Raw genomic sequence first — 24,685 nt, forward strand, 5'->3', positions numbered from 1 at the left:
CGCGTGCGCACCACCATGCCCGAAACCGCGCTTAACCTGCGAATCGGCACGGCCGATTCCGCCGCCGGAACCGTCCCGACCCGCCTCGACCTCTCCGCCGAGCTGGGCCTCGACGTCGACCTCGTCCTCGGCCCCATCGGCGGCGACGAGCACGACCTCGACGAGCTCGCCCGCCTGTGCGCGCTGGTCGACATGGCCGACTCCGGTTACATCCCGCGCGACGCGTCCCTCGACGTGATCGCCGGAATCGTCGAGGAGATCGAGCGCGAGGACGACGCCCAGGGTTACGAGGCCGACGACTTCGCCGGGGGGTGGGCCGCGTGATCACCCGCCACTCCGCCGCCCGCGCCGCCCGCGCCCTCCTCGGCTCCGCCGACCGGCTGCACCCCGCCGCCCTCCTGGTCCTGGTCCTCGCCTTCGCGGGACTCGCCCAGCTCGCCGCGCCGCTCGTCGTGACCCTCCTCACCGCCCTGGTGACCGGGGCCAAGGCCGCCGCGTTCCTCGCCGGGGCCGCCGTCCTCGCCCGCCTCGCCGTCCGCGTGGCCGCGACGTTTCCCCGCCCCCGCACCGCCCCGCCGGCATCCCCGGCCGCGCCCGTCCCGTCTGCGGTCCCGTCGGTCCCGACCCCCCGCACGGCCCGATGACCGCCGCCGCGTGCGCCCTGGTCGGCGCCGTCTCCGAGGAGACCCTCACCGCCCACGGCTTCACCCGCCGGACCGACGTCCACCAGGCCGCCCGGTGCGCCGAGCTCTGGGCCGCCGAGAACCGCCGCCGCGGTGACCGCGAGGCCCTCGACCGCCACCAGGACCAGGAGGCCACCCGATGACCACCGCCGCCGCCCGCCGCGTCCTCGTCGTCTCGGCCGTCGGACTCGCCGCCGCCGTCCACCACATCGCCACGGGGGCCCTGGTCCTCTTCCTCCTCGCCGACTGGTTCCTCGTCTCGCTGATCGCCGGACACGCCGGACAGGCCATCACCGCCGCCGCCGTCGGCGCCCTCCTCGCCGCCGAGGGCATCCGCGCCGACCGGTTCGGCCGCCCCTTCCCCCACTGCCCCCTTTGCCTCCTCGCCCGCCGAGGCGCCCGTAAGGAGATCGCCAAGTGAGTACGTCGTTCTACGAGGAGCGCCGCCTCGACCGGAAGAACGAGCGCGAGGAGGACCGCCGCGACCGCCTCGCCGAGGCCGAGGCCGCCCGCAAGGAGCGCCTTGCCGAGGCCGAGGCCGCCCGTATCCGCGACGAGGCCCGCGCCGAGCAGCGCCGCAAGGACGAGGAGGCCCGGCAGGAGGAGGAGCGCCGTCTCCGCGCCGAGCGCAAGCGCGAGAAGACCCGTCGCAAGGCCGAGTGGAAGAAGGCCCGCGCCGAGCTGTTCGCCAAGCTCGGCAAGGAGGGTGACACCGTCGGCGCCCTGGTCGTCATGGCGTGCGGCATCGTCCCGGCCCTCTTCTTCCAGCTCCGCGCCCTCAACGGGGAGAACCTCCCCGGGATCATCAGCCTGTGCCTGGCCGTGATGCTGGAAGCCGGGGCCTGGGTCGCCACCGTGAGCGGTGAGCGCGCCAAGCGCGAGGGCCGCCCCGTCGGCCGCTTCCGGGTGGTCATGTGGGCGTGCGCCACCTTCGCCGCCGTCATCAACTACTCGCACGCGCCCGGCCCGTCCGGCGGGTGGCTCGCCTGGGTCCTCGCCGCCGCCTCGTACGCCGGGGTGTTCTTCTGGGAGGTCCGCGGGTGGGGCCGCCACGGCACCAAGGCCACCCGCACCAAGGCCCAGCGCAAGGAGGCCCGGCGCCGCCGCCGGCACGACCGCAAGCGCCGCCGCCGCTTCCCCGCCGTGTACGCCCGCTACACCGACATTCTGACCGCGCACCCGTACGGCAGCGTCGACCACGAAAAGGCGTGGGCGGACGCATGGCAGGACACGCACGGCGCCGACATCGCCGTCACGGCCGGTGTCATCGCGCACCGAGGCGAGGCAGACAAGGCACTCGCCGCCGCGCACGGCGTGGGGGTCGAAACCCTCATGGTCGAGCAGCTCCTCGGCGACGTGTTCGGCGGCGGTGACGGCGACGATGGACCGGCCGCGCGCCGCTCCTCGAACGGCCCGAACGGGGGTCCGAGCAAGGGCGGCCGAACCGCGAAAACCCTAGGGCGCAAAGGGAAGCAGGCACTCGGCCGCCTCACCGGACGGACCGCTCCGAAGGTCCCGAACAAGCCCCTCGACGAGGCCCACCTCGAACGCGTCCGCTCCCTCGCTGACGTCCTCCCCGGCGGCGCTGCGGACCTCTCCGTGAGCAACGTCCGCATGGCCATCGGGGGCGGCAACACCCGGTACGCGATGCAGCTCCGTGACGCCGTCAAGGCCGAGAGGAAGAACTGATGAGCGCCTCGTTCACCCCGCCCCGGCTCCTGATCCTCGCCGCGCCCGCCGGCATCTACCCGACGATCACCCTCTCGCCCGAGACCGGGTGGACGTGGTCCGCCGTCGTCGGCGCCGTGATCTTCGCCCTCGTCCTGTTCGGCCCGGCCCTGATCCGGTCCGCGGCCAAGGCGTCGGCGGTCCGGTCCGCCACCAAGAAGGCCAAGGCCGCCGCCGAGAGCGCCACCAAGAAGGAGGGGAAGAAGTGACCGCCGAGAGCATCTACCGACAGATCGCCCGCGAGCTCGCCGCCGAGGCGGACCAGCACGCCGCCGAGCGTCACCCCCAGCTCGGGCGCTGCGCCGCCGAGCTCGGCCTCGTCTACCTCGAATTCGACGCCCACCCCCCGGCCAGCGAGCACGGGGTGAAGGCGTGGGAGGCCGCCGAGGCGGCCCGCGAGTCGCTCCAGTACGGAACGGCCGTCGGCTGCGGTTCCGACACCGCCCGCGCCCGCCTTCACCTCGCCCTCGACGCCCTCGCCCGCGAGCACGCGGCGCACTGATCCACCCCCGGGCCCGGCCGCCCCTCCCCCCGCGGCCGGGCCGACGGCCCACGCACTTGAGGAAGGAACCACCCCCATGAGCACCACCGAGACCGAGCACGGCGAGCGCGAGGCGCAGCTCGTCGACCTCACCGCCTACCAGGACCCCGAGACCCTCCTCCGTCTCGGCGAGCTCTCCCGGACCGCCGCACAGCAGACCGAGAACGGCGTCGCCGACCTGTTCACCGGCACGGTGCGACTGGGCAAGGTCGAGGAGGCCCCGGCCGAGGCCGGCACCTTCGAGCAGCTCGACGAGGAGGAGCTCGACGAGGACGAGCGCGCATCCCTCGGCCTGCGCCCGATCATCCCCGAGACGTTCCTCGACGCGGGCGTGTGGCGGCAGCGTCGTGCGGTGTGGCTCAACTCGGCCGCCTTCCACGCCACCCGCAGCCCCGTCTACCTGTGGCGATTCATCAAGACGAGCGGGATCGGGGCCCGCGTCGGCGCCCGGGACGCGTGGTCGTACCTGTTCGCCACCGAGTACGGCGAGCTCGCCGACAAGGTCCGCCGGGCCAAGGCGGGGGCCGAGCACATCGCCGACCTGCGGGCCGACCGGCGCAAGGAGGCCAAGGCGCGGCGCCGCGAGCCGGTCACGGTCTACGCCCTGACCGGCTGCACCTCCTACGCCGCGGCCGTCATCGCCCTGGGGGAGACCTGGGGCCTGGTCCTCACCGCCCCGGCCCTGATCCCGTTCTTCGGCCTCCTGTACGTCCTCGGACACCGCGAGCTCGCCCGCCGGGCGCCCGATGGATCGTTCGCGTTCCTCGACAGCACGGGGGGCGCCGACCACGACGGCCCTGTGACTGACGAGCGGATCACCAACGCCCTGCGCGAGATCAAGCTCCTGACGGCCGAGCAGGAGATCAAGCCCGTGGGCCTCGCCACCCGCGACGAGCTCGGTAACACGACGCTTGAGTTCAAGCTCCCGGCCAACGTCATTTGCAAGGCCCTCAAGAGCAAGGCCGAGCAGTTCGCCGGGGCCCTGGGCCTGTCGCTGGAACGCATCGACCTGTCGCAGGGCGAGACCCCGGCCGACGTCGTTCTCTGGGTGTCGGCGACGGTGCCGTTCTCTGGTGACGCGCCCGTGTCCCCGCTGGTCGACGCCGAACGCTGGTCCATCTGGGACGGCGTCCCCTTCGCCTCGAACCGCAAGGGCCTGCGGAAGACCCTCCAACTCCTTTGGTCCTCGATGCTGTTCGGCGGCGCCCAGGGCTACGGCAAGACCTCGGCAATGCGGGTGCCGGCCGCCGCGGGCGCCCTCGACCCTCAGTGCCGGATGCTCCTCGCCGACTTCAAGGGCGGCGCGGACTGGGAGGAGCTCGAAAACATCGCGCACCGCGTGATCATCGGCGCCGACCCCGCGAGCGTCGACGAGTTCATTGAGCTCGTCGACGAGCTGATCGAGGAAATGGACACCCGCTTTGCCAAAATCCGGCGGATGCCCAAGGCCGAGCGCCCCGACATGCGCCTGACGCCCGCCATGGCCCAGGCGCACGGAATGCCCGTCCTCATGTTCCTGATCGACGAGATTCAAGAGGCATTCGGCGTGGTCCTCGCTCGCAAGGACGGGTTGAAGGAATTCGCCGCCCTCGTCGAGAAGCTCGCCCGCCTCATCCGGCGCGGCCGGGCCTGCGGCCTCATCATCGTGGCCGCCGCACAGCGCCCGAGTGCGAAGTCGGTCCCGACCGACTTCCGCGACGTCATCCTCAAGCGGTACAGCGTGCACACCGTGGACGACACGTCGTCCGACATGATCCTCGGCGACGGACAGGCCAAGCGCGGGCACACCGCCGCCGGACTGGGCCGGATCGGCGTCGGCATCCTCGCCGAGGAGGCCGGTTCCGAGAAGCTCCAAGTCGACCTGATCACCCCGCAGGAGTTCGAGGTCATCTGTGCCCGCGGCCGGGCCCTGCGGATCGAGGCCGGCACCCTCACCGGCTACGCCGCGTCGGGCCTCCTGACGGTGTCCGGCATCCTCGCCCAGATGCGGGCCGCGTTCGAGGCGGCCGGGGTCGAGGAGCTCGGCAGCACCGACATTGCCCGCCTCCTGCACCAGCAGGACCCGGCGGCCGACTGGGGCCAGCGCGACGGCGAGAGCGACAAGCAGTGGTCGAGCCGCGTCGGCGCCCGCCTCGGCCGCGAGATCGAGGAGGCCCTCGACGGGTCGGGCCGCAGCCTCGACCGCGTCAAGGTGCGCACCCTCGCGGGCACCGAGGGCCGCGGATTCCGCCGCACGGACCTGACGCTCGTGCTCGGTGCATAACGGGACGAACCGACGTGTCCGGGAAGGTGTCCCCGCCGCAAAACCGCAGGTGGGGACGTGTCCCGGACGTGTCGGCCCCCCGGCCGGGGTGTCCCCAGCGGACACCCCGCCCAGGGGCCCGACACCCCCCTAGACACCGCCCAGACCTGCACAAACAGGGGCAAAGCCACCCCCCAGGACACCGCCCCGACACCCCGAAATCCCACGCACAAGGAGTCGAGACCCGATGGACGTCACCGCCCGCACCGCCCCCGCCGAGCCGGTCCTCTACCGTCCCGAGCCCGTCGAGACGGCCGCACTGGCGACGACCCTTCCGTACCTGTCCCCGGTGCCCATCCCGGGCGCCGTCGAGGCCGTCACCCCCAACGGCGCCCGGGTGTGGCTCCTGGTCTCCCGGATCGAGCCCACCGGCCCGGCCGCCGCCCCCGAGGCCCTCCCGTCCGCGCCCGTCCCCGCCTGGGCCAAGACGACGGCGCTCCTGGCCCTCTCCCTGTCCGGCTCCTCGGTCCTCGGCGCCTACGCCCTCGGCCTGTTCGCCGAGGGCCTCGCCGCCCTCGTCGCCTCGCTCGTCCTCCTGGCGAAGTTCGGGTTCGTCCTCGCCCTGGTCCTGGGCCTGGTCGTCGTCGTCGCCAAGCGCCGTGCCGGCGGGGGGAGCGTCACCGCCGAGGCCACCAGCACCGCCACCGCCCGGGGCCTGTTCGCCAAGGCCACCGCTACCGCCACCGCAACCGCCATCGCCAAGAAGTAAGGAGCCCCGCCCATGACCACGATCAAGGTCCGTGGACCCCTCAAGATCGGAACCGACACCCTGCGGTGCCCCGGCCGCGGTGAACGCGACACCCCGCGCGAGCTCACCCTCATGTCGAACGGGAAGACCGTCACGGCGACGTGCGGCCAGAAGCACAAGGGCGAGGACGGCGGGCGCCGTGCGCAGTGCTTCTTTCCCGTCGAGCAGCTCACCGCGGCGAATCTCGGCATCCTCGGCCAGGGCAAGCCCGGCCGCTTCCGCCTGACCCTCACGGACGGGACCAAGGTCGAGGGCATTCTCGCCGCCGTCGGTGGCGCCGCCGCCAACTCGACCGCCGCCCGTGCAGCAGCCGCCGCCGACGCCAAGAGCGGGAAGACCGCCCAGGCCGGGCCCGCCAAGCCTGCCGGTCGGGCCACGGGTGGCGCGATGACGGCCGCGTTCGGTGCCCTCGCCGCCGTGGCAGGCGCGGCCGGGCAGGCGGCGGGCGCGGCCGGGCAGATCGCCGCCGCCGGGGCCTCGGCCGTCGAGTCGGCATCGAGCCTCGGCCGCGAGGGGATCGGCGTCGCCCGCGACGGCATCCGCGAGGCGGGGGCCTACGGCGAGCGCCGGCACGAACGCAAGATGCGCGCCGCCGACGGCGACGGGGCCGAGGACTGACGGCAGGAATCGAGCGCCCTCGGGGGCCGGGTGAATCGGCCCCCGGGGGCGCCGCCATGTCCGGGACTTGCGCCGGGTCGAGGCCGCGCTCGAACACCGGACGACACTTTCAAGTCAACTCACAGTTGGACTTGTAGTCGTGATGCAAGTCGTGTCATGGTTGACCCGCCGCACCACACCGAAGGAGACAAACCCTTGAAGATCACCGACGCCCAGACCGAGGCCCTCCGCCTGATCCTCGACAACCCCCGCGGGGTCGTTGCGTGGCTGCGCGGCGAGACCGGTTTCCTCAAGATCCACGGCAACACCGAGAGGCGGCTCCACTCGCTCGGCCTGGTCGAGGCCGTCAAGGTCGGCACGAACACCCGCGTCGTGGGTACCGAGAGCGTCGAGTACGACGTCACCGTGTGGACCCTCACCCCGGCCGGGTACGAGGCCCTCGGCGTCGAGGCCCCGGCCGCCGAGGAGATCACGGCCGCCGAGGAGGAGGTCCTCCTCCCGCTCCCCGAGCGCTTCCGCGCCGCCTACGAGGCCGAGCTCGCCGAGACCCACGCCGACGCCGACAGCGCCCCGTACCGGCAGGTCTGGCAGCACGTCACCAGCGGTCGCCCCCTCGCCCCGCGTTGGCTCCTGGGCCACCTCGCCGACGTCGCCGCGCTCCTGGCGGACCTCGTCGAGGAGTCCGAGGAGCACCCCAACACCCGCGCCACCCGCAGCCGCGGCGCCGCCGAGCTCCTCGACCTCCTCGCCCGCCACGGCGCCCGCCCCTGGCCCGCCATCGGCCACGGCCTGCGCCCGTGGGGCGACGAGGCCCCGCACTGCGAGGACTGCGCCGAGCAGACCGGCCCCCGCCCCCCGGCCGCCGTCGTCACCGCCGAGGCCGCCGTCGATAAGGAGCGCGCCGACCGACAGGCCGCCTACGAGCACCGCCGCGCCGCCGAGCTGCACAAGACCGAGGACGAAATCGCCGCCGAGCACGGCGAGCACATGCGGCCCGGCGCCGCCGTCGAGTGGACCAACCCCCGCAACGGAGAGACGGCGTACGGGGTCGTTCAGTCGGTCTACCGCCGCCCCAACGGCAAGGCCGCCGCGGACGTCGAGCTCCTCGGCCGCTCGGGCGGGTCCATCGACGCCGAGCAGCTCGGGCCGATCACCGGCCGGTGCGGCGCCGCTCTGCCCACCGACCCGACCCCCTGCGACGGCGCCCCGGCCGTGACCGTGCTGGACTCCTCCAACGCCGGGGCCGAGGGCTGCGAGCGCCACGGCGCCCGCCTCCTCGCCATCCTCGACGGCGGCCGGGTGTACGCCCTGCCGACCGCCCCCGAGGGCGCCGCCTTGCGGGTCCACCGGTCCGCCGGGACCGGCCGCCCCGCCGTACGCGTGACCAGCCTGCGGGAGCTCGTCGCGACGGCCCCGGCCCCCGTCTTCCGCCCGTTCCCGCGCTTCACGCTCGAACCCGGCTGGGTCGACGTGGACGTTCCCGGCTGGGAGCTCAAGGGCGACAAGGAGTCCGGCGAGTACCTGAGCGACTGTCACGAGACCTTCCGGCCGGACGACTCGAACGCGGATATCGAGGCCGCCATGGAGTGGGCCGAGCAGCTCATCGGCGCCCGGCAGGAGTGGGCCCACGTCCGCGAACGCGGCTTCGACCGGTGGGAGGCCGGCACCCGCGACTGACCCCACCGCACACCGCAGTACCGGGCCCCGCTGGGTGAATCACCGGGGCCCGGCCCGACCCCCAGAAAGGAACCACCACAGTGAAGACCGAGACCCGAAACAACGTGGTCCACACGATCCCGCTCGGGACCGCCCGCCTCCGCCTCCTGACCCTCGGCCTCGTCCGCACGGCCGTCCCGGCGCTCGCCGCCGTCGCCGCCGCGTGGGCCGTCGAGCCCCAGCTCAACGCCGACGGGTTCGCCCGCCTCGCGTATCTCGCGCTCGTCGCCGTCCTCGCCCTGTCGGCCGTCGACAACGTCCTCGTCAACGCCACCGAGCGCGCCTACCGACGGGCGTACGGCCGCGTCCACGGCCCGCGCTCCTGGTCCTGCGAGGACTGCGGACGCCAGATCACGGCCCGGGAGTGGACGCCGTTCGACGCCGCCGCGTTCGAGACCCACCTCGCCGACCCGCGCGCCCACGACTGCACCCACAGCTGACCCGCCGGCACTTCCCGGGGGCCTCGCCCGAGGCCCCCGGCACCGCCCAACCCCGAGAGGAACCAACCGACATGACCGTCAACCGTGGTGCCGCCTTCCCCGCCGTGTACGCCCTCCTGCGCGTCGCCGCCGACGTCGCCGACCACTGGGTACAGAGCGACCACCAGGCGCAGCACAAGGCCAAGCCGGGCGCCGAGGGACACAAGGCCCTCGCGGGACACGTCGCCTCGTACACCGCCACGCAGGCCGCCGCGCTCCTCGTCGGGAACCGCGTCCTCGGCCTCGGCCTGCGCCCCCGCAGCATGGCCGCCGCCCTCGCCCTGTCCGGCGCGACGCACTACCTGATTGATCGCCGTTGGCCGGTCCGCAAGGCGGCCGAGGCCACCGGTAAGGGCGCGTTCTACGAGCTCGGCGGCCCGCTCGGCGGCGCGTACCTGCTGGACCAGGCAACACACCACCTCGTCGAGGGCTTCGCCGCGTACGTCGCCGTCCGTGACTGACCCGACCCCGCCCGCCCCGTTCACCGCCGGGTGGCGCCGCCGCCCGGCGGGTTCGGACCGAACAGGAGAAACATGGAAGCCACCCCGTACGCCCCGGTTGACCACCCCGGCGTGACCGTGCCCGAGGACCGGCGCCACTGGTCGGTGATCTGGCCCGAGTACGCGCCGGTCGAGATCACGCCGCCCGAGCTGCGCCCCCTGGCACTGGCCCAGCACGTACCCGGCTGGGCCGAGGGACACGCCACGCCGGAACAGGTACGCGACTGGGACCAGCGGCAGGCCGCCGCCCTGGTTCCCTTCGACCTCGACGAGCGCGGGTGGCCGCTGCACCCGCACGGGCGCACGGGGCGCACCGGGCGCAACCTCGGGAAGTGGGGCGAGAACCAGGCCGCCGACCCCATCGTGATTGCCGGAACCGGTGAACACCGGTCGGTACTGCTGATCACCCGTGACGACATCGGAGTGGAGGCCATCCCGGGCGGCATGGTCGACCCGGGCGAGACGGCCCCGGATGCCCTCGTGCGCGAGCTGCGCGAGGAATCCGGTATCGACCTGGCGGACCACCGGCCCGTCATCCTCGGCCGTCAGGTCGTCGCCGACTGGCGCAACACCGATCGCGCCTGGGTTGCATCTACCAGCGCGCTCTACCGGCTGCCCGAACAGGTCACCGCCACCGCCGGGGACGACGCCGCGGACGCGGGATGGTTCCCGTTCGGCTCCCTTGACCAGCTCGAATCGGCGGTCACTGCATCCGGTCGAACCCTCTACGCCGCGCACCGCCCGTTGTTGCTGCGCGCCCTCGAATACCTCGACCACTGACATTTTCAAGTCAACTCACAGTTGTACTTGTAGTTGTAGTGCAACTCGTGCCATGGTTGACCCACCGCACCACACCGCACCGAAGGAAGGGCCACCCCACATGAACCAGATCGCCACCCGCGACGGCTTCCCGCAGCGCACGTTCACCGCCGAGGACGACTACACCGGCCCGGTGCTCGCCGACGTGACGTGCCCCACCGGCACCGTGTACGCCACCGTCGACCCGGCCGCCACCGTCGCCACCGTCCGGGTGCTCACTCACGACGCGCCCGACAGTGCCGCCGCCAAGGCGGTGCGCAACACCCGGATCTCGCAGAGCGCCGAACGCCTGGTCGTGGTCGTGCCCGACGTCCCGGCCGCCGCGCAGCAGTTCGGCGGCATGAACTTCGTCGGGGGCGTGACCGTGATCAACGGCGTGCGCTACAACGGCAACGTCAGTGTGGTGAACGGGCGCGTCATCGGCGGCACGGCGCAGCACGTCTCTACCGGCGTCGAGGTTCACATCACCCTGCCCGCCGGGTCCGGCATCCGCTCACGCTCCGAGAACGGCAGTCTCCGGGCGTCCGGTGTCGTCGCCGCCATCGAGGCCGAGGCCACGAACGGCAGCATCACCGCCGAGTGCGTCGGCCGCATCAAGGCCGAGGCGGGCAACGGCTCGGTCAAGGTCGGCCGTGTCACGGAGTGGATCGACGCCGAGGCGAGCAACGGCTCGGTCAAGGTCGAGGAGTACGCGGGTTCCGCCTGCCGCGTCCGCGCGGGCAACGGCTCGGTGAACTTCACCGTCGCCCCCGCCGCGTCCGGCCGGATCGACGTCAAGGCGGGCAACGGCTCGGTGAAGCTCTACGGCGTGCGCGGCCGTACCGACCTCGACGTCAACGCCTCGGCCGGAAACGGCACCGTCAAGAAGTTCTGACCAGGCAGCGCCACACCCCGGCCGGGGCGGACCCTCCGCCCCGGCCGCTCGCATCCCAGGGAGGAACATCCACCATGACCGCCACCACCACCGAGGCCCAGCACGCCGAACCGGCCGAGATCGAGCTCGTCAGCTTCGGCTACCTGCACGGCGACGCCCCCGAGGCTGACCTCGTCATCGACATGCGGCGCCACTTCCGTGATCCCCACGTCAGCCCCGAACTGCGCGAGCTCACCGCCGAGCACGAGCTCGTCACGCGCGCCGTGTTCGGCACCGCGGGTGTTCCCGAGCTCGCCCTCGCCGTCCTCGCCGCCGTCGCCGCCTTCCGCTCCGGACCCTCGGCCGGAACGGTCCGCGTCGCCGTCGGGTGCGCGGGTGGCCGGCACCGCTCGGCCGCCATGGTCAATCACCTGGCCGTGCGGTACGGCAACGAGCTGCGCGTCCGCGTCGAGCACCGGGACATTCACCGGCCGGTCGTCGCCCGATAGACCGGCCGCCCTCACCCGCCAACCCGCCTCACCCAAGGAGTGCCCCGCATGTGCCAGGCCCGTGACGAGGTACAGATCGTGTCGTGTGCAGACGACGGCCGCGCGGCCGGGAAGACCGGCGTAATCCTCGACGAGGTACCGCCCGGCCCGCTCACGGAAGGCCGGTGGACCGTGAAGGTTGACGCCTTCTGGATCGCCGACGTCCTGTGCGAGTCGGGCGAGCTCATGAAGACCGGCAAGCGCAGGTAGCGCCACCCGCACCACCAGGAGCGCCCGGCCCCGTCGAGGGCCGGGCGCTCCGTCGTACCCGCATGACACCCTTACCGGCGACACTCAAGGGGGAACCCCGCATGACACGAGACCTCGCCCAGGACCGCAGGACCGCGGGCGGCCTCCTCGGCGGCGCCGCGGCGTGCGCAGTGCTCGCCGCCGGCACCGGCAGCACCGCGCCCGTGTGGCTTGCGGCCGGGATGCTCGGTGGGGCCCTCATGGTCTACCGCCGCACCGTCCCGCCCCGGCCGTACGCGTATTGGCCCGCCTGGGCAACCGGCGCTGTGATCGCCCTCCTCCTCGCCTGGGCACAGCCCGGAGCGCCGCGCCTGGTCCTGTTGCCCCTCGCCGGGGTCGAGGCCGCCGTCGCCCTGGTCCTCGCGCTCCTCTGGAACCGGCGCCGAAACGGGCGCGGTGACTGGATCGTGTGGCTACCCGAGGAGGAGCTCCTCCTCCGCCGGGAGTGGACCCGCCGGGAGGCGATCCGGTGGGCCGAGGACGACTACCGCCGCCCCTGCGCGATCAGCCTCCTTGACGAGTTCCCGCACATGGCGAACGAGGCGCCCCTCTACCCCGACCGTGAGCGCCCCATGTACCGGCGGGCGCCGCGCCTCGGCGAACAGGAGTAGGCGCACATGCGGAAGCGCCCGGCCCCGGTGGGGGTCGGGCGCTTCCGTGTATCCGTGGGGGGAGCGGGCCTTACGCGGGGCCCCCGCTCGAACGTCGGGCCCGGTCCTCGACCAAGGCCGTCCGGACGGCCCGCGCGTGGTCGACCCCGATCCTCATACGCTCGGCGCGCTCCCACAGTTCGCGCCGCCGCCCGTCAGGTATTCGCGGCTCGTCGAGCAGCCGCTCGCCGCCGGTCATCACTTCCATGCGCGCGGCTCCACCAAGGCGTATCCCCACTGGGCCGCCCGGAAGCGAAGGTGTCCGGTGTCGCGGGTGTGCTCGAACATCCACCGTGCGAGCGCATCCCCGTCCTGCAAAAGCCCCGAGTCCGCGCCGCACTCGGTGTCGTCACCGGACACGCACACCGCCTGATGATCCGGCAGGCCCAACGGGTCCGGGACGATTCCGTGTTCGCGGAACCTGTACGTCGCCCTCGTCACCATGTCACCTCAGCCGCTCGCCGTGGTGGACAGGTGCGCCCTCCTCGCCGGTCTGCGGGTCGCGCGAGCTCACCGTCATGGTGAGTTGGTACTCCCACATGCCGACTACCGGCCCCGGAACCCGGGCGAGGCTCAGGCCGTGCGGTTCGAGGCCGGGCGACTTCCGGGCGACGTCGGCGGCGGCCTGTAGGGCGTCCGCCGGGGTCGTGCCCGTGCACACCAGGGCGGTGAGCGCGCTCACCGTGACGTCGCTGGACGGGTCGAGCCGGTCGAGTGCGCCGACGGCTTGACTGGCCTCGTCGAGGGACCTCACGAGATCGTGCGCGAAGGGGGGCGTGCGGTCCGTGTGCAGGAGCTCGACCCCGTCCTCGACGGGTCGGCGAGTGGCCGGCAGATGCGCGGCGGGGCCGCGGTTCGGGCGGGGTGTTCCGTTCGTTGAATGCGCCATGTTCGGACGCTAAGGGCCACCGGGCCCGGCGTAGGCACGCACTGTGCGTGCCTTGTTCCGCAGGCCCGTATGTCCCCAGCTCACAGAACATGAGCGATGCACATACGGGCCGGTGGGGACAGGGAAGCGGCCCCCCGGAGGGTGAATCACCGGGGGGCCGCCGCGGACCAGGGTACGGCGCCGACGCGCCGCCGAACCGACAGGCCCCCGGAGCCAAGGCGCGGGGCTCCGGGGGCCTGCGGGGGGCCGTGCGCAGCTCCCACGGGGGGAGGAGCCGCGCACGGGGTCAACAGGCGCGAGCGTGTTCCGCGCGCCGGGCCTCGGCGGCGAGGACTGCCTCGCACAGCCGGGCAGAGTCAACGTACCGCGCACCACCGCGTGTTGGGCGGCTAAGCCAAGCGGCTACGAACCCGCCCGCCGGTCCGTGCGGGACGACGAGGTACGTCCCGGGCGTGAGGGCGCGCACGCCCTGCGGGCCCTCGACCGCGGTCCCTGCGGGTACCAAGACGATGAGCTCGTTCCGTGCGTGGTCGGCGAACACCGGGTGTCCGCCGTCGAGGGGAAGGTCGAGCACGTCGAGCGCCGCGAGGCCGCGCTCAAGAGAGGCGATGGCGAGGGCTTCCCACCGGCCACCAACGGTGTCCCACGGTGCGCCGACGGCGACGAGGGACGTAGCGCCGCGGCCGGAATGTCGCAGCCGGTCGAGGGTCTCGTCGTCGGGGTTGAGGAAGTCGGCCCACCTACGGGGGGTCTTCTCAGGAGTGGCCATATCCGGACCGTAAGGGGCGTACAACAGGAAGTAGGCACGCGATGTGCGTGCATTCCCGTCCGGAGTAGCGTCCATGGATATCCCAGGAATCGGCCGCCGTGTTGCCTACTGGCGCGAGCGTCGCCGTCTGTCTCAACCGGACTTCGGCAGGCTCATGGGCCAATCCCGCCGATGGGTGCAGGACTTCGAGGGAGGCAAGAGGCAGGCCAACCCGAACATCGACGTCCTTTACCGCGCGATGACAGTTCTACAGGTCCCGTTAGAGGCCCTCCTCTACTCCACCCCTGGCCGGGACTGCCTCGACGCCGTCGAGCTCGACGCCATCCGGACCGTGCTGCAACGGCACGATGTGATCACCGGGACGGCTGACAGCAGCGACGCCGATCCCCTCCCTGTCGAGACGCTGTGGAACAGGCTCGTACACGCTCGCAGTGCCTTTGAAGCGGGCGCGTACGCCTCGCTCGGTACCGCAGTCCCTCAACTCCTGATCGACACCAACCGTGCCGCCGCTCGGCATAGCGGTGACGAACAGCTCGGCGCCTTCCGGGTGCTGGCAATGGCGCTCAACCTCGCCGAATCGGCCTCGATCAAGTTCGGGGCCCCGGAACTCGCCATCCAGTCCGGCAACCGCGCCGTTGCTGCGGCGGAACGCTCCGAAGATCCCGTGATGATGGGCCTCGCCGCGTGTCACCTCTCGGACGCGATGACCCACCACGGCCAGGCCCCGGCCGCTACTGCCTTCGCCGTCGCCGCTGCGGGCCGCCTTACGTCCGATCTCGTGACAGCCGGTGCGGACGGCCTGTCGGTCCTCGGGACGCTCTACCTCAAGGCCGCCATGGCTCAGGCAAGCGCCGCCCAGTCTGCGCCCGACACCCGCGCCGCAACGACCGTGCCCGTCCACCTGGACCAGGCCGACGACTACGCCGCCCAGCTCGGCGACGGCGGCGGGGTGCCGGCCACGTTCGGCGCAAGGACGTGGACCTCCTTCGGCGCCACAAACGTTGGCCTGTATCGCGTCGCGGCATCCGTGCAGCTCTCGGAAGGCGAGGACGCCGTCACGGTCGCCGGGGATATCTCCGCCGCCGCCCGTGCGGCACTGCCGCGAGAACGACGCGCTCACCACCTCGTCGACCTTGCCCGCGCCTATCAGCAGGTAGGCCGCCGCGAGAAGGCCGTCGACACTCTCCTCGATGCCGAGCGGGAGGCCAAAGAGGAAGTTCTCTGTCGGCCCCGGACCAGGCAACTAGTCGATGACCTGCGCCTCTTGGGCGTAGGTAGCGCAGAGGGACGCTTGCAGGCTCTAGCGGGCCGATGTGGACTGACCGAGTGAATCGACGAACTCTGTACCTAGTCGCCTGTGCGGCGCCGCCCGCCCGCCATGTCTCCGTTGGTATCCGCGCAGCCCAGGCCGCAGGATGGGACGTCTGCCTCATCCTGACCCCAGCCGCGTACCGGTGGGCCGTCGAGGACGCCGAGGGGGAGATCGAGGAGTTGCGCGAGCTCACAGGCCACCCCGTGCGCCACGCCTACAAGCTCCCCTCGCAGCCCGACGTACTGCCCGCGGCGGACGCGATCCTCGTTGCGCCCGCCACCTTCAACACGCTGAACAAGTGGGCGGCGGGCACCGCGGACACTCTCGCCCTGGGCCTGATTACCGAGGCCATCGGACTTGGCAAGCCGATCGTTGCTCTCCCGAGCTTCAACACCGCGCAGGCCCGCCACCCCGCATTTGAGCGGAGCATCGCAACCCTGCGCGAGGCAGGCGTGAACGTGTTGCTCGGCGAGGGCAAATACGTACCGCGTCCGCCGGGCCAGGGCAGGCCCCGTGAATTCCCGTGGGAGCTCGCCCTCGACGCCCTGCCGGCGTCCTGACGAACCCGCCCTTCCCCGCGCCCGGCTCCCCAGGGGCCGGGCGCGCGTTGTGCCCGCTGAAACCCGACGGCGCCCCGGCGCGGCCGTGCGCGAGGATCACAGGGCACGCCCCGCCTGGCGTGCGGGACAGAAAGGGGGAGACGTGGGAGCTCTACCAAACCCGAGGGACCTCGTCGACGGACTACCCGGCGGCGCGCTCGGCCTCGGCGGGGGCGGCCTGTTCGCCGCGCTGGTCGTCGTTGCGGTGCTCGCCAACCAAGGCACCCCGGGGGACCGCGAGAAGTTCAACCGGAGCATTGAACAGTTCTTCGGCAACGCCGCCGCCGGCATCGGCCGGTACCTCACCGGCCGCGAGCTGACCGGGGAGGCCCGCAGCGAGGCGAGATGGTGGAAGGCAGGCGCACCCCTGCCCGATGACAGGGCCACCGAGACGCCCGTCGAGCAGCTCGGCGCGCGTCCCGGCGTCCCGGCCGCCGTCTCGTTCGACAAGCCGTCCAAGGCCCGCCGTGTCGCCCGCGCCGCCACCGCCCCGGTGCGCGTCCTCGGCGGCACTCTCGCGGGCATCTGGCGCGTTCTGCGCGCCTGGTCCCGGTGGCCGTACGCCGCGCGCTCGGCGGCCCGCCTCGCCCCGGTCCCGCTCGTCTGGGGGTGGTGGCGATTCCCCGCCGAGACCGAACTCGCCCTTTACGCAATCGCGTTGGCCGCGTTCGTCGCAGCCCTCACCAGCCCGGCCGGACTGGGATGGTGGCGCATCCGTCCTGCGTGGACAGATGGACAAATCTACGGGCCCGGTGTCTGGGTGGCGGTGCGTCAGATCCTCCGAATGGAGGACACGGAACCGCGGTCGGGTTGGCTCTCCGTCCCCGATGACGTCCGCGCGGACGGCGCTCGAATTGTGCTGCGCATTCCGGTGAGTTGGATCGGTGGACCCGAGGCCGTCGGGGCAATCGAGCGCATCATCGAGGAGCGGGTTCCCGGTGAATGGGTGCCCCGATGGGAGCGCACCGGTAAGGAGCATTACGTCCAGTGGACGCCTGCGCCGAAGCCCACACCGAAACCCGTCCTTCCCGAATACGTCCCGTGGAAGTCGACGGGAGACCCGCGCCGCGTGTTCGTCGGCCTCGCAATCGAGGGAGATTCGATTGTCGACGCCGTCATTCAGACGCAGTCCGCTACGCCGCATTGGGGTGTGGCCGGTGCCACCGGTTCGGGTAAATCAACGGTCCTTTATATTCCCGTCGTGCACGGCCGCATGAATGGCGAACTGATCGACATTCTCGACACGAAAAGGAACAGCCTCGCCGAGGCCGAAGGGTATTCAGGCGTCCGCATTCACAAGACCGTGCGCGAGTGCATCGCCGCATTCGCCGAATTCCTCACGTCGATGATGGCGGCCGAAGCGGCAATGCAAAAGGGCGCCGATCCAGCGCTCCGCGCCCAGCTCGTACCCCGAACGCTTGTTGTCGACGAATTGCCGACCTTGATCAAGCTCGCATATACATGGTGGCGCTACGGCCTCAAGGGGAAGGGAACGCCTCCTTTCCTTGACTGGCTCTCGATCATTCTCCTGCAAGGGCGCTCCTCGAATCACCGCGTCGTCGTCGGAACGCAGCAGTTCGCCAACGCATTTTTCGGCGGCACGATGGAGCGCGCCCAGATCGGCACGAAGATTGCCGTCGGACAGCAGGACCGCGTTTCATGGGGCGTGGCATTCGGGCAGAGCACACCGGTTCTCGGGTACGACACTGACGTAAAGGGCCGCGGCGCCTACTCCGATCAGCGGAAAGACCCCGACGCCGATTACCTGTACGTCCGGGAGATTCAGCCGAGCTACATCACGCCGGAAGTCGGGCAATTCCTTTCGATGTGCCAGCAGGCCCCAGCATGGTTCGATGCCGGCGCCATGGCCCCGTGGATTACCCCTGACGTCCTCGACGAGGTCAACGAGACCGCCGCGACGGCCGCGTTCCTTCCCGGCGGCAAGTACGGCCCCGCAGCGCTCCCCCCTGTCGGCACCACGGCCGCGAGGGGGATCACGGGGGGTTCGCCCAGCTCACAGCCGACGACACCGGCCCTCACGACAGGGGGCACGACAGGCGGCACGACAGGTGCCGGCCCCGAGCTCGTCCCGGTCGAGGCCGAGGACCAGGTCGAGGACGTCGTCGAGACGTACAGCCTCGCCCAGGCATTTGAGCGTGGCATCATCCCCCACAAGCCGGGCACCATCCGGACGTATTTCAAGCGCGGTGAAAAGCGCGGAATCAAGGCCCCGGAAGGCATCACCGACGGGCAGACCTCCTTTTACAGCGAGGAGGAGCTCACGGCCTGGCTTGCAGAATGGCAGGCATGGCAGGACAAGAACAACACCGCGCCGCCGCCGCGAAAGAGTGCCGAGGCGGGCAAGGAAACCGAGGGGGCGCCGAGTGCTTGATCCGGCCCAGGCTAAAGAGATCAGCCGCGACTATCTCGCCGAGGAGGGCGCCGACCTGAAACAAGGAAGGGCCGCGTTCCTCTCGGTCGATTTGGTTCACGGTCGAATCCGCGCATACTCGGCCGACGAATACGCGGATATCGCCCCCGTCCTCGTCGGTAACGGATGGCACATGCGTTGGCCTATCCCACCCGTCGACAACATGCGGGCAAACGCGCTAATCGCCGATGCTGCCAAGCATGCAGATAACCTATTCAACATGGTTTCCCTGCGGACCGAACCCGACCCGCACGGCGTGATTCTGTACGCCGGGGCCGGAACCGCAATCGACGCTATCCAAAGGCGCTGCGCGGAAGAGTGGGGAACCTACTGCGAGGTTCCCGGGGGAGCCTAGAAAGAAACATGGACGGGGGCGCCGAGTAGTCACTCGGCGCCCCCGTCCGTGTTATTGACGGATGGCTCCGCCCTTAATGAGCCGAACAACTCTGCCGGTACTCCAAAGGTTCTAGAAAGAATCGGAAACCAGCGCGGCGGGACCTTCTGTCGGCCGCGTTCGACATGGCAGTACGTCGATTGCGACACCTTGAGAATGCGGGCAACGTCCTTTGCCAGCATTCCAGCAGTGAGGCGAAGGGACACCAGCGAAAGCGATTCGCCGTCCTCGATCAGCTCGGGAACCGGTACGCCGAGGACATTCGCAAGAAGTTGCAGCCGGTCGGGGCGGGGGAGTCGACCCGTTGTTTCCCAGGTCGACACCGCGGCCCGTGAACAGCCCAAAGCGGCGGCCAATTGACTTTGCGTCATCCCGCGCTTTCTGCGCAGGTGTCGCAGCCGCTCACGGCGTATGCGCACCCGTCTTGCCCCCCGACTCGTTTGGCTGTGTGGGGCGGCACTCTAGCGCCCTTGATCACCTCCGTGGACGGCCGTGTCACAGCCCAGCCACAACCTGCCGGGGGTCGTTACCAACTTCTTTGACGCTGTGATCGAACGCGGCATATGGTCGATCATCAAGTGGCCACATGTGCCCAAGTGGGCTTAGTTACGGGGGAGGTTACGGGGAGTGGTGTCGCTTGGAACCATCGCCCGGAAGGTCATGGGCCTACCGGAGCCAACCGGCAAGAACGGGACCGGCGAGAACCCGACGGCCGCTGTCCCACGGCAGGCAGAGGAGACGCCGCCCCGGCCGGTAAACCCGTGGGAGTCCGCAGGCGCCGAACTGCGACAGCAGACCGCCACCGGCAAGGCCGGGAACGGCACCCGGCCCGCGCCGTCGAGAACCTCCTCGGGCACCCCGTGGACGCCGCAGGACGAACGGTCGGGCGCCGTGTTCTTGAGGCGCCTCGGCCGCGGCCTGGTCTGGTTCGTCGTCGTCCTGGCCGCCATCACCGGAGTGCGGGCCTGGTTCATCCCGCCGAAGGCGCCGGCACCCAAGGCGCCCGCCGTGAAGACCGAGGCGGCCTACCCCGAGGAGGCGGCGCAGGCCGTCGCCGCGAGGTTCGCCCGCGCCTACCTCGGGTGGGACGAGAGCAAGGTCCAGGAGCGCGAGCAGCTCCTCGCCGCCGTCCTGCCCCCGGACGCCGACACCACCATGGGATGGAACGGGCACGGCCGCCAAGACGTGCTAGCCGTCCAGCCGGGCGCCGTGACCAAGACCAACAACGCCCAGGCGCGCGTACGGGTTGAGGCTCTCGTCCGGCCCGTGGCCGGGGCCGAACCCGCCAAGGACAAGGCGGCGACCCCGGCCCAGGAGGCGGCCCGATGGGTCGGCCTCGACGTGCCGGTTGCCGAGTCCGCCGGGCAGATCGTCGTCACGGGGCGGCCCGGCCTCGTCGGCATCCCCAAGCACGGACCCAAAGCGCCGGACACGCCCACGACGCAGACCGACCCCGAACTGAGCACGCAGACCAACGGCGCCGTCGACAAGTTCTTTGCGGCGTACGCCGCGGGCGACACCGACGCCGTCACGGCGCCGGGCGCGAGCGTGCCGGCACTTCCGGCCGGGGTCGAGTACAAGGGGCTCGTCTCCTGGTCTGCGGACACCGGAAGCGGCGACAGGCGCACCGGTACCGCCCTCGTCTCCTGGTCCCTCGGCGGGGCCTCGGTCGAGCAGGTCTACCGCGTGACCATCACGCGGGTGTCGACGTCGGACGCCCACCGTTGGCAGGTCTACGACGTCCGCGGCGGGTCGGCCTGACCCGTCAATGTCCCCAGCTCATAAATCATGAGCATCTGTCATAACTCCTGGCTAGCCTGCCCATTCACGTACAAGGGGGAACCCGTGGAACCTGTGCACCGCCTCGTCGAGCTCGCCGCGCCACTCACCACCGGGGCGGAGCTCAAAGACTGGATCTTGGTTGTGGTGGGGAACCTGTTCGCCGCGTTCCTCGCGGTGAGGGCCCTCGGGCACTTCCTGAAAAAGGAGTGGGGCGAGATGGTCACCCTCGGGGTGGCCGCCGTGTTCGTCGGCGCGATCATCTGGGCCCCTGACACCGTGCAGGGCTTCCTTACGGGCGTGTGGGGCAAGGTCTCGGGGTCTGCCTGATGCGCGTAGGGAACACGTACACCAGGCATTTTGACCTTGAGACCAAGCAACACGAGTTGCTCGGGATGGACCTCGGGGAGGGGGCGCCGCGCCGCGCCCTCGTCCTGGGGCTCGTGCTCTACGCCCTGTGGACCGGCGCCCTGTTGCTCCTGTTCGGCCTCCCGTCCAAGATCACGTTTACGCTCTACTTCCTGCCCCCGCTGATCACCGTTGTCTACGGCACGCAGCGATCACGGATAGTCGAGCGCCGATGGAACATCACCCGGTGGAGCATCGGGGTTCGGTACCTCGTCCTCGGACACCGGCCGATCATCAGCGCCGGGCGTCGCGCCGCCAACCGAAGCGAGTGGATCAGCCGCCGCGCCCGGTGGGCCGGAAAGGCCGAGCTCCTCGCCGAGTCGCCGCTCGGGCCGCTCGTCGAGCGATGGCTCGGCGCCGAGGAATCCGTCCCGCCCGGTGCCGGCGCCCCGCTCCGACTCACCGCACGCCCTCGCCTGTACGGCCCTGACGCCGTCGGCAAGGCGTATGGCCGCAAGGCAATGCAGCAGCACAGGGGGAACACGTCGTGAAGGTTCTACAGAAGGTCGGGACGTTCCTCGGTGTGGGCGGTGACCGCTCGGCGATGCCGCCGCAGTACGTCGCCCTCGCCGACGGCCTCGTCATCACCGACAGCCACACGGAAGCGTGGTACGTCCTCGCCTCCTCGAACACCGACCTCATGTCGGAGACGGCCCGCGACGGCGAACTCGACGCCGCGAACTCGGCCCTCGCGCGCACCCTCGCCGGGCACGACTGCCACCTTCGGGTGCTGTGGTCCCCGCTACACGCCGAGGACTACGCCGCCGAGGCCGCCGAGATGTTCACCGCCGGGGACTGGCAGGAGTGGGCACAGATCCGCGTCGGCCGCCTCGAACAGATCGCCTTGCCTACGCGTCACCTCCTCCTCGGCGTGCGCCTCACCGAGCGCACTGGGCAGGCGCAGAAGCTCGGCCGCCGGGGTGTCGAGGGTGGCCTCGGCCTCAACTCCTCGACCGTCGGTTCCCGCGAACTCGCGCGCCTCGACGCGCAGATGCGCCGCCTCGGCCGACGGCTGGAGTCGTCCCCGTGGAAGGCGCAGCCCGCATCCGTCGAGATGCTCGCATGGATGATCAGCCGCGAGCAGCACCGCGGAACCCCCCTGCCGGCCCCGCGTGCCGGTGTCATCGCGGGTGCCAAGTTGGCGGCCCTGACGCGCGGGCGCATCCTGCCCCACCCCGACCACCTGCGGGTGGTCGACGGCCACGGCGACGTGACGGCCTGGGTGTCGGTGCTGACCATGTCGGGGTTCCCCGAGCAGATGGAGAGCCCCGGAAACGGCGAGTGGCTGCGCGTCCTCTCCGAGATCAACTACGTGCCCGACGTGGACGAGGACGACCTCGACCCGGACCTCGACCCGGCCGCCCTTATCCAGCCCGTCAGCCCCGAGGCGTCCGTACGGTTCCGCGTGATGCCCAAGCGGGACGCCCTCAAGAAGGTGGACGAGGCCCGCAGGCTCGCCAAGGAACAGCGCCGCAGCGCCTCGAAGGCGTCGGCCGAGGACCCCGGCCGGGACATCGAGGAGACCGAGGACGTGATGGCCGAGCTCACCCGCGACATGCGGCGTGAGGACGTGACCCTCGTCGAGGATCACCCCCGGCTGATCGTGACGAGCGAGACGTCCCTCGAAGACCTCCGGGCCCGGATTGACGCGGTGATCACGCACTACGGCGGGTTCGGGATCGAGGTCACCGTCGGCGAGGAGGAGCAGCGCGAGCTCTGGCTCGAAGTGCAGCCGGGGGACCAACTGCGCGTGCCCGACCTCGGTCACGTCCGCGACGTCACGGCACTGTCCGGCTCCTGGTGGTGGGGCGGCGCCAAGGTTGGCGACGACCGCGGCCCCATCGTCGGATACCTCACCGGCAGCACGCCCGGCACGTTCCGCAACGACGTGACGGCCGGGTCAGACCGCGGCGACGCCACGACGACGGCGTTCGTCGGCCGGTCCGGACGAGGCAAAACCACCGCGATGATGCTCTCGCTCCTCGATGCCGGATTCCGCGGCTCCTACGCCCTCGCGCTGGACTTTAAGGGCGACCTTGGCGGCCTCGTCACCGCGGCCCGCCGCTACGGTCTGAACGCTCACCTCATCGAGACCGGTCCCAAGTTCGCCGGGGCCGTCGACCTGTTCACGCTCCTGGCGTCCGAGGGTGTCGACGTCGCCCGCGGTGAAGTGCCGGCGCAACTCTCCGTTGCCATCCCCGAGTGGCTGCGCGAGGCCGGGGCCGAGACGCCCATCACCCGCGCGGTGAACGAGGTCATCGCCCAGGGCGAGCCCGCCACCTGGAAGGTGATCGAGTACCTGCGGAAGATGGACGACGAGCTCGGCCGCAAGGCGGGTGAGGCCCTGTACGAACTCGCGCAGAACGCCTTGGGTGCGCCGTTCATGGGCCGCCCGACCGGCGCGGGGGCGCCCATCAGCCCAGAGCCGGGGATCTTCGTCGTGCAGATGCCGGGCCTGTCCCTGCCGCAGCCCGAGGAGAGCCGCCGGGACTGGACTCCCATGAAGCGCCTGAGTGTCGCCCTCATGCACTCGATGTTGGCGTTCGGCATCACCACCGCAGGCCGTCGAGACTTGCGCGGCCTGCGCAAAGTGGTGGCCGTTCCCGAGGTGCACGTCCTCACGGCGACTCGGGAAGGCTCGTCGTTCTTGCAGTACATCGCCCGAGTGGGCCGCGCCCTGGCGACGTCGCTCCTCCTCGACACGCAGGACCCGGAGTCGCTCGTCTCCATGGTCGGCGTCCTCGAACAACTCACGACCGTGGCGGGCTTCCAGCTCACCACCCGCGAACAACAGAACGCGTTGGCCGAGCTCCTCAGCCTGCCCAAGGATGCCCACAGCCGCGCCCTGATTCAGTCCGTCGGCCTCCTGCCCGACGGCGAGATTCGACACGGCCATTGCGTGATCCGTGACCGCCGGTTCTCCTGCGCCACCGTCCAGTGGGACGTACCGAGCGACGAACTCTTGCAGCTCCTCGACACCTCGCCCAAGGCGGCCGACCAGTCCGCCGAAGACGATCCCGTGAGCATGGAAAAGGTGAACGCATGATGCGCAAGACGACGGCCGCCGTACTGGCCGCCGGCATCCTCGCCCTTGCCGGATGCTCCTCGGACGGCGACGGCGGAACCAAGGACACCAACCCCAGTGCCGGCGGGCAGCAGGCCCCCCAGGACGATGCGCTCGTGAAGGTGGCCCAGCGCTACCAGGAGGCCGCCAACCGCCTTGACTGGAAGGCCGCTTGCGGCCTCAGCTCCTCGCGGCTGCGCGGCGGCACGGTCGAGGAGTGCGCCGACCGGCTCACCGTGGACGAGCCCACGCCCGACCCCAGCGAGTCGAGCCCCTCGCCGTCGTTCTCCCCGCCGACGTACGCCGACGGTTCGACACCCGAACCCGTCGCGTCCCGTACGCCCACCGGGCCGGACCGGGCCGACACCGGCCCCGTCTCGGCCTCGGACGTCGTCGAGGTCTCGGCGGTCAAGGACCACCCGGCCGGGTACGGCGTGCTCGTCACCTACACCGTGAAGTGGCCCGGCAAGGACGCCACCACCACGCGCCGCGCGCTGCGCCTGGTCCAGCAGGGCGGGGCCTGGCTCGTCGACCAGCACGAGGACGTACAAGCGGGCGACATGGGGCACGGTTCGCCGGTCCGCACCGCCCTGTCAGAGGGGTAAC

The 24,685-nt window shown here is 71.3% G+C and carries 32 protein-coding genes; 27 read left to right on the plus strand and 5 right to left on the minus strand.

Annotated features, from left to right (window positions below; translation table 11 throughout):
• The first annotated feature begins 3 nt into the window (after positions 1-3).
• From N4G70_RS34160 to N4G70_RS34245, 18 genes are all read left to right on the plus strand, one after another.
• Entirely contained in the window at positions 4-324 is a 321-nt protein-coding gene (locus N4G70_RS34160) for a hypothetical protein (RefSeq protein ID WP_261716663.1), read from the plus strand.
• Positions 321-644, plus strand: coding sequence for a hypothetical protein (locus tag N4G70_RS34165; RefSeq protein ID WP_261716664.1), 324 nt, complete (start codon positions 321-323; stop codon positions 642-644). Before N4G70_RS34160 ends, N4G70_RS34165 begins: the two co-directional genes overlap by 4 nt.
• Positions 641-826 carry a hypothetical protein gene (locus tag N4G70_RS34170; protein ID WP_261716665.1) on the plus strand — a complete coding sequence of 62 codons (186 nt, stop codon included), beginning with the start codon at positions 641-643 and terminating at the stop codon, positions 824-826. The genes N4G70_RS34165 and N4G70_RS34170 overlap by 4 nt, the downstream gene beginning before the upstream one ends.
• Positions 823-1,104: a hypothetical protein gene (locus N4G70_RS34175; protein ID WP_261716666.1), complete on the plus strand. Its 282-nt coding sequence runs from the start codon at positions 823-825 to the stop codon at positions 1,102-1,104. The genes N4G70_RS34170 and N4G70_RS34175 overlap by 4 nt, the downstream gene beginning before the upstream one ends.
• Positions 1,101-2,372, plus strand: a complete 1,272-nt coding sequence (locus N4G70_RS34180) for a DUF2637 domain-containing protein (RefSeq protein WP_261716667.1) — start codon at positions 1,101-1,103, stop codon at positions 2,370-2,372. Before N4G70_RS34175 ends, N4G70_RS34180 begins: the two co-directional genes overlap by 4 nt.
• The gene (locus N4G70_RS34185; protein ID WP_261716668.1) at positions 2,372-2,620 is read left to right on the plus strand and encodes a hypothetical protein; all 249 of its coding nucleotides are present in this window, start codon (positions 2,372-2,374) and stop codon (positions 2,618-2,620) included. The genes N4G70_RS34180 and N4G70_RS34185 overlap by 1 nt, the downstream gene beginning before the upstream one ends.
• The gene (locus N4G70_RS34190) at positions 2,617-2,913 is read left to right on the plus strand and encodes a hypothetical protein (protein WP_261716669.1); all 297 of its coding nucleotides are present in this window, start codon (positions 2,617-2,619) and stop codon (positions 2,911-2,913) included. Before N4G70_RS34185 ends, N4G70_RS34190 begins: the two co-directional genes overlap by 4 nt.
• 76 nt (positions 2,914-2,989) lie before the next feature.
• The gene (locus N4G70_RS34195; protein ID WP_261716670.1) at positions 2,990-5,215 is read left to right on the plus strand and encodes an FtsK/SpoIIIE domain-containing protein; all 2,226 of its coding nucleotides are present in this window, start codon (positions 2,990-2,992) and stop codon (positions 5,213-5,215) included.
• A gap of 226 nt (positions 5,216-5,441) precedes the next feature.
• Entirely contained in the window at positions 5,442-5,963 is a 522-nt protein-coding gene (locus N4G70_RS34200) for a hypothetical protein (RefSeq protein WP_261716671.1), read from the plus strand.
• 12 nt (positions 5,964-5,975) lie between these two features.
• Positions 5,976-6,620, plus strand: a complete 645-nt coding sequence (locus N4G70_RS34205) for a hypothetical protein (protein ID WP_261716672.1) — start codon at positions 5,976-5,978, stop codon at positions 6,618-6,620.
• 195 nt (positions 6,621-6,815) lie between these two features.
• Entirely contained in the window at positions 6,816-8,297 is a 1,482-nt protein-coding gene (locus tag N4G70_RS34210) for a hypothetical protein (RefSeq protein ID WP_261716673.1), read from the plus strand.
• Positions 8,298-8,377: 80 nt separating this feature from the next.
• On the plus strand, positions 8,378-8,776 hold the full coding sequence (locus tag N4G70_RS34215) for a hypothetical protein (protein WP_261716674.1): 399 nt from the start codon (positions 8,378-8,380) through the stop codon (positions 8,774-8,776).
• Between the two features lie 71 nt (positions 8,777-8,847).
• Positions 8,848-9,276, plus strand: a complete 429-nt coding sequence (locus tag N4G70_RS34220; RefSeq protein WP_261716675.1) for a transcriptional regulator — start codon at positions 8,848-8,850, stop codon at positions 9,274-9,276.
• A 72-nt stretch (positions 9,277-9,348) separates the two neighbouring features.
• Positions 9,349-10,095 (plus strand): NUDIX domain-containing protein, encoded by a 747-nt coding sequence (locus tag N4G70_RS34225; protein WP_261716676.1) that lies wholly within the window; start codon positions 9,349-9,351, stop codon positions 10,093-10,095.
• 100 nt (positions 10,096-10,195) lie between these two features.
• Positions 10,196-11,008: a hypothetical protein gene (locus tag N4G70_RS34230; RefSeq protein WP_261716677.1), complete on the plus strand. Its 813-nt coding sequence runs from the start codon at positions 10,196-10,198 to the stop codon at positions 11,006-11,008.
• 74 nt (positions 11,009-11,082) lie between these two features.
• Positions 11,083-11,496, plus strand: coding sequence for an RNase adapter RapZ (locus tag N4G70_RS34235; protein WP_261716678.1), 414 nt, complete (start codon positions 11,083-11,085; stop codon positions 11,494-11,496).
• Between the two features lie 48 nt (positions 11,497-11,544).
• Positions 11,545-11,745: a hypothetical protein gene (locus N4G70_RS34240; RefSeq protein WP_261716679.1), complete on the plus strand. Its 201-nt coding sequence runs from the start codon at positions 11,545-11,547 to the stop codon at positions 11,743-11,745.
• Between the two features lie 101 nt (positions 11,746-11,846).
• The gene (locus N4G70_RS34245) at positions 11,847-12,395 is read left to right on the plus strand and encodes a hypothetical protein (RefSeq protein ID WP_261716680.1); all 549 of its coding nucleotides are present in this window, start codon (positions 11,847-11,849) and stop codon (positions 12,393-12,395) included.
• Positions 12,396-12,465: 70 nt separating this feature from the next.
• On the opposite strand, the gene N4G70_RS34250 is transcribed toward N4G70_RS34245, so the two are convergent.
• The 4 genes from N4G70_RS34250 to N4G70_RS34265 form a co-directional block, all read right to left on the minus strand.
• Positions 12,466-12,642, minus strand: a complete 177-nt coding sequence (locus N4G70_RS34250; RefSeq protein ID WP_261716681.1) for a hypothetical protein — start codon at positions 12,640-12,642, stop codon at positions 12,466-12,468.
• A complete protein-coding gene (locus N4G70_RS34255) occupies positions 12,633-12,878 on the minus strand; it encodes a hypothetical protein (RefSeq protein ID WP_261716682.1) in 246 nt (81 codons plus the stop codon). The genes N4G70_RS34250 and N4G70_RS34255 overlap by 10 nt, the downstream gene beginning before the upstream one ends.
• Position 12,879: 1 nt before the next feature.
• A complete protein-coding gene (locus tag N4G70_RS34260) occupies positions 12,880-13,323 on the minus strand; it encodes a hypothetical protein (protein ID WP_261716683.1) in 444 nt (147 codons plus the stop codon).
• 286 nt (positions 13,324-13,609) lie between these two features.
• Entirely contained in the window at positions 13,610-14,092 is a 483-nt protein-coding gene (locus tag N4G70_RS34265) for a hypothetical protein (protein ID WP_261716684.1), read from the minus strand.
• A 73-nt stretch (positions 14,093-14,165) separates the two neighbouring features.
• On the opposite strand from N4G70_RS34265, the gene N4G70_RS34270 reads away from it, so the two are divergent.
• The 4 genes from N4G70_RS34270 to N4G70_RS34285 all read left to right on the plus strand — a co-directional run bounded on the left by N4G70_RS34270 (position 14,166) and on the right by N4G70_RS34285 (position 18,789).
• Complete coding sequence (locus N4G70_RS34270) at positions 14,166-15,422, plus strand: helix-turn-helix domain-containing protein (RefSeq protein ID WP_261716685.1); 1,257 nt, start codon at positions 14,166-14,168, stop codon at positions 15,420-15,422.
• Positions 15,419-15,964, plus strand: a complete 546-nt coding sequence (locus N4G70_RS34275) for a flavoprotein (protein WP_261716686.1) — start codon at positions 15,419-15,421, stop codon at positions 15,962-15,964. The genes N4G70_RS34270 and N4G70_RS34275 overlap by 4 nt, the downstream gene beginning before the upstream one ends.
• A gap of 142 nt (positions 15,965-16,106) precedes the next feature.
• The gene (locus N4G70_RS34280; RefSeq protein ID WP_261716687.1) at positions 16,107-18,395 is read left to right on the plus strand and encodes a type IV secretory system conjugative DNA transfer family protein; all 2,289 of its coding nucleotides are present in this window, start codon (positions 16,107-16,109) and stop codon (positions 18,393-18,395) included.
• Positions 18,388-18,789, plus strand: coding sequence for a hypothetical protein (locus tag N4G70_RS34285; protein ID WP_261716688.1), 402 nt, complete (start codon positions 18,388-18,390; stop codon positions 18,787-18,789). The genes N4G70_RS34280 and N4G70_RS34285 overlap by 8 nt, the downstream gene beginning before the upstream one ends.
• Positions 18,790-18,818: 29 nt before the next feature.
• Here the strand turns inward: N4G70_RS34285 and N4G70_RS34290 are convergent, their stop codons facing one another.
• Positions 18,819-19,247 carry a helix-turn-helix transcriptional regulator gene (locus tag N4G70_RS34290; protein WP_261716689.1) on the minus strand — a complete coding sequence of 143 codons (429 nt, stop codon included), beginning with the start codon at positions 19,245-19,247 and terminating at the stop codon, positions 18,819-18,821.
• Between the two features lie 211 nt (positions 19,248-19,458).
• On the opposite strand from N4G70_RS34290, the gene N4G70_RS34295 reads away from it, so the two are divergent.
• The 5 genes from N4G70_RS34295 to N4G70_RS34315 all read left to right on the plus strand — a co-directional run bounded on the left by N4G70_RS34295 (position 19,459) and on the right by N4G70_RS34315 (position 24,684).
• Entirely contained in the window at positions 19,459-20,589 is a 1,131-nt protein-coding gene (locus N4G70_RS34295) for a conjugal transfer protein (RefSeq protein ID WP_261716690.1), read from the plus strand.
• Between the two features lie 84 nt (positions 20,590-20,673).
• Positions 20,674-20,937, plus strand: coding sequence for a hypothetical protein (locus N4G70_RS34300; protein ID WP_261716691.1), 264 nt, complete (start codon positions 20,674-20,676; stop codon positions 20,935-20,937).
• Positions 20,937-21,506 (plus strand): hypothetical protein, encoded by a 570-nt coding sequence (locus N4G70_RS34305; RefSeq protein ID WP_261716692.1) that lies wholly within the window; start codon positions 20,937-20,939, stop codon positions 21,504-21,506. Before N4G70_RS34300 ends, N4G70_RS34305 begins: the two co-directional genes overlap by 1 nt.
• Positions 21,503-24,061, plus strand: coding sequence for an ATP-binding protein (locus tag N4G70_RS34310; RefSeq protein WP_261716693.1), 2,559 nt, complete (start codon positions 21,503-21,505; stop codon positions 24,059-24,061). The genes N4G70_RS34305 and N4G70_RS34310 overlap by 4 nt, the downstream gene beginning before the upstream one ends.
• The gene (locus N4G70_RS34315) at positions 24,058-24,684 is read left to right on the plus strand and encodes a hypothetical protein (protein ID WP_261716694.1); all 627 of its coding nucleotides are present in this window, start codon (positions 24,058-24,060) and stop codon (positions 24,682-24,684) included. The genes N4G70_RS34310 and N4G70_RS34315 overlap by 4 nt, the downstream gene beginning before the upstream one ends.
• The last annotated feature ends 1 nt before the right edge of the window (position 24,685 follow it).

Origin of the sequence: Streptomyces sp. ASQP_92, from assembly GCF_025399895.1 — a bacterium.
Classification (GTDB): Bacteria; Actinomycetota; Actinomycetes; order Streptomycetales; family Streptomycetaceae; genus Streptomyces.

What these genes read in the sequence shown, in the direction of transcription:
- N4G70_RS34170 (WP_261716665.1), top strand. Translation starts at nt 641, where the DNA reads ATGACCGCCGCCGCGTGCGCCCTGGTCGGCGCCGTCTCCGAGGAGACC.
- N4G70_RS34175 (WP_261716666.1), top strand. Translation starts at nt 823, where the DNA reads ATGACCACCGCCGCCGCCCGCCGCGTCCTCGTCGTCTCGGCCGTCGGA.
- N4G70_RS34185 (WP_261716668.1), top strand. Translation starts at nt 2,372, where the DNA reads ATGAGCGCCTCGTTCACCCCGCCCCGGCTCCTGATCCTCGCCGCGCCC.
- N4G70_RS34195 (WP_261716670.1), top strand. Translation starts at nt 2,990, where the DNA reads ATGAGCACCACCGAGACCGAGCACGGCGAGCGCGAGGCGCAGCTCGTC.
- N4G70_RS34200 (WP_261716671.1), top strand. Translation starts at nt 5,442, where the DNA reads ATGGACGTCACCGCCCGCACCGCCCCCGCCGAGCCGGTCCTCTACCGT.
- N4G70_RS34205 (WP_261716672.1), top strand. Translation starts at nt 5,976, where the DNA reads ATGACCACGATCAAGGTCCGTGGACCCCTCAAGATCGGAACCGACACC.
- N4G70_RS34220 (WP_261716675.1), top strand. Translation starts at nt 8,848, where the DNA reads ATGACCGTCAACCGTGGTGCCGCCTTCCCCGCCGTGTACGCCCTCCTG.
- N4G70_RS34225 (WP_261716676.1), top strand. Translation starts at nt 9,349, where the DNA reads ATGGAAGCCACCCCGTACGCCCCGGTTGACCACCCCGGCGTGACCGTG.
- N4G70_RS34230 (WP_261716677.1), top strand. Translation starts at nt 10,196, where the DNA reads ATGAACCAGATCGCCACCCGCGACGGCTTCCCGCAGCGCACGTTCACC.
- N4G70_RS34235 (WP_261716678.1), top strand. Translation starts at nt 11,083, where the DNA reads ATGACCGCCACCACCACCGAGGCCCAGCACGCCGAACCGGCCGAGATC.
- N4G70_RS34240 (WP_261716679.1), top strand. Translation starts at nt 11,545, where the DNA reads ATGTGCCAGGCCCGTGACGAGGTACAGATCGTGTCGTGTGCAGACGAC.
- N4G70_RS34245 (WP_261716680.1), top strand. Translation starts at nt 11,847, where the DNA reads ATGACACGAGACCTCGCCCAGGACCGCAGGACCGCGGGCGGCCTCCTC.
- N4G70_RS34250 (WP_261716681.1), bottom strand. Translation starts at nt 12,642, where the DNA reads ATGGAAGTGATGACCGGCGGCGAGCGGCTGCTCGACGAGCCGCGAATA.
- N4G70_RS34255 (WP_261716682.1), bottom strand. Translation starts at nt 12,878, where the DNA reads ATGGTGACGAGGGCGACGTACAGGTTCCGCGAACACGGAATCGTCCCG.
- N4G70_RS34260 (WP_261716683.1), bottom strand. Translation starts at nt 13,323, where the DNA reads ATGGCGCATTCAACGAACGGAACACCCCGCCCGAACCGCGGCCCCGCC.
- N4G70_RS34265 (WP_261716684.1), bottom strand. Translation starts at nt 14,092, where the DNA reads ATGGCCACTCCTGAGAAGACCCCCCGTAGGTGGGCCGACTTCCTCAAC.
- N4G70_RS34270 (WP_261716685.1), top strand. Translation starts at nt 14,166, where the DNA reads ATGGATATCCCAGGAATCGGCCGCCGTGTTGCCTACTGGCGCGAGCGT.
- N4G70_RS34305 (WP_261716692.1), top strand. Translation starts at nt 20,937, where the DNA reads ATGCGCGTAGGGAACACGTACACCAGGCATTTTGACCTTGAGACCAAG.
- N4G70_RS34315 (WP_261716694.1), top strand. Translation starts at nt 24,058, where the DNA reads ATGATGCGCAAGACGACGGCCGCCGTACTGGCCGCCGGCATCCTCGCC.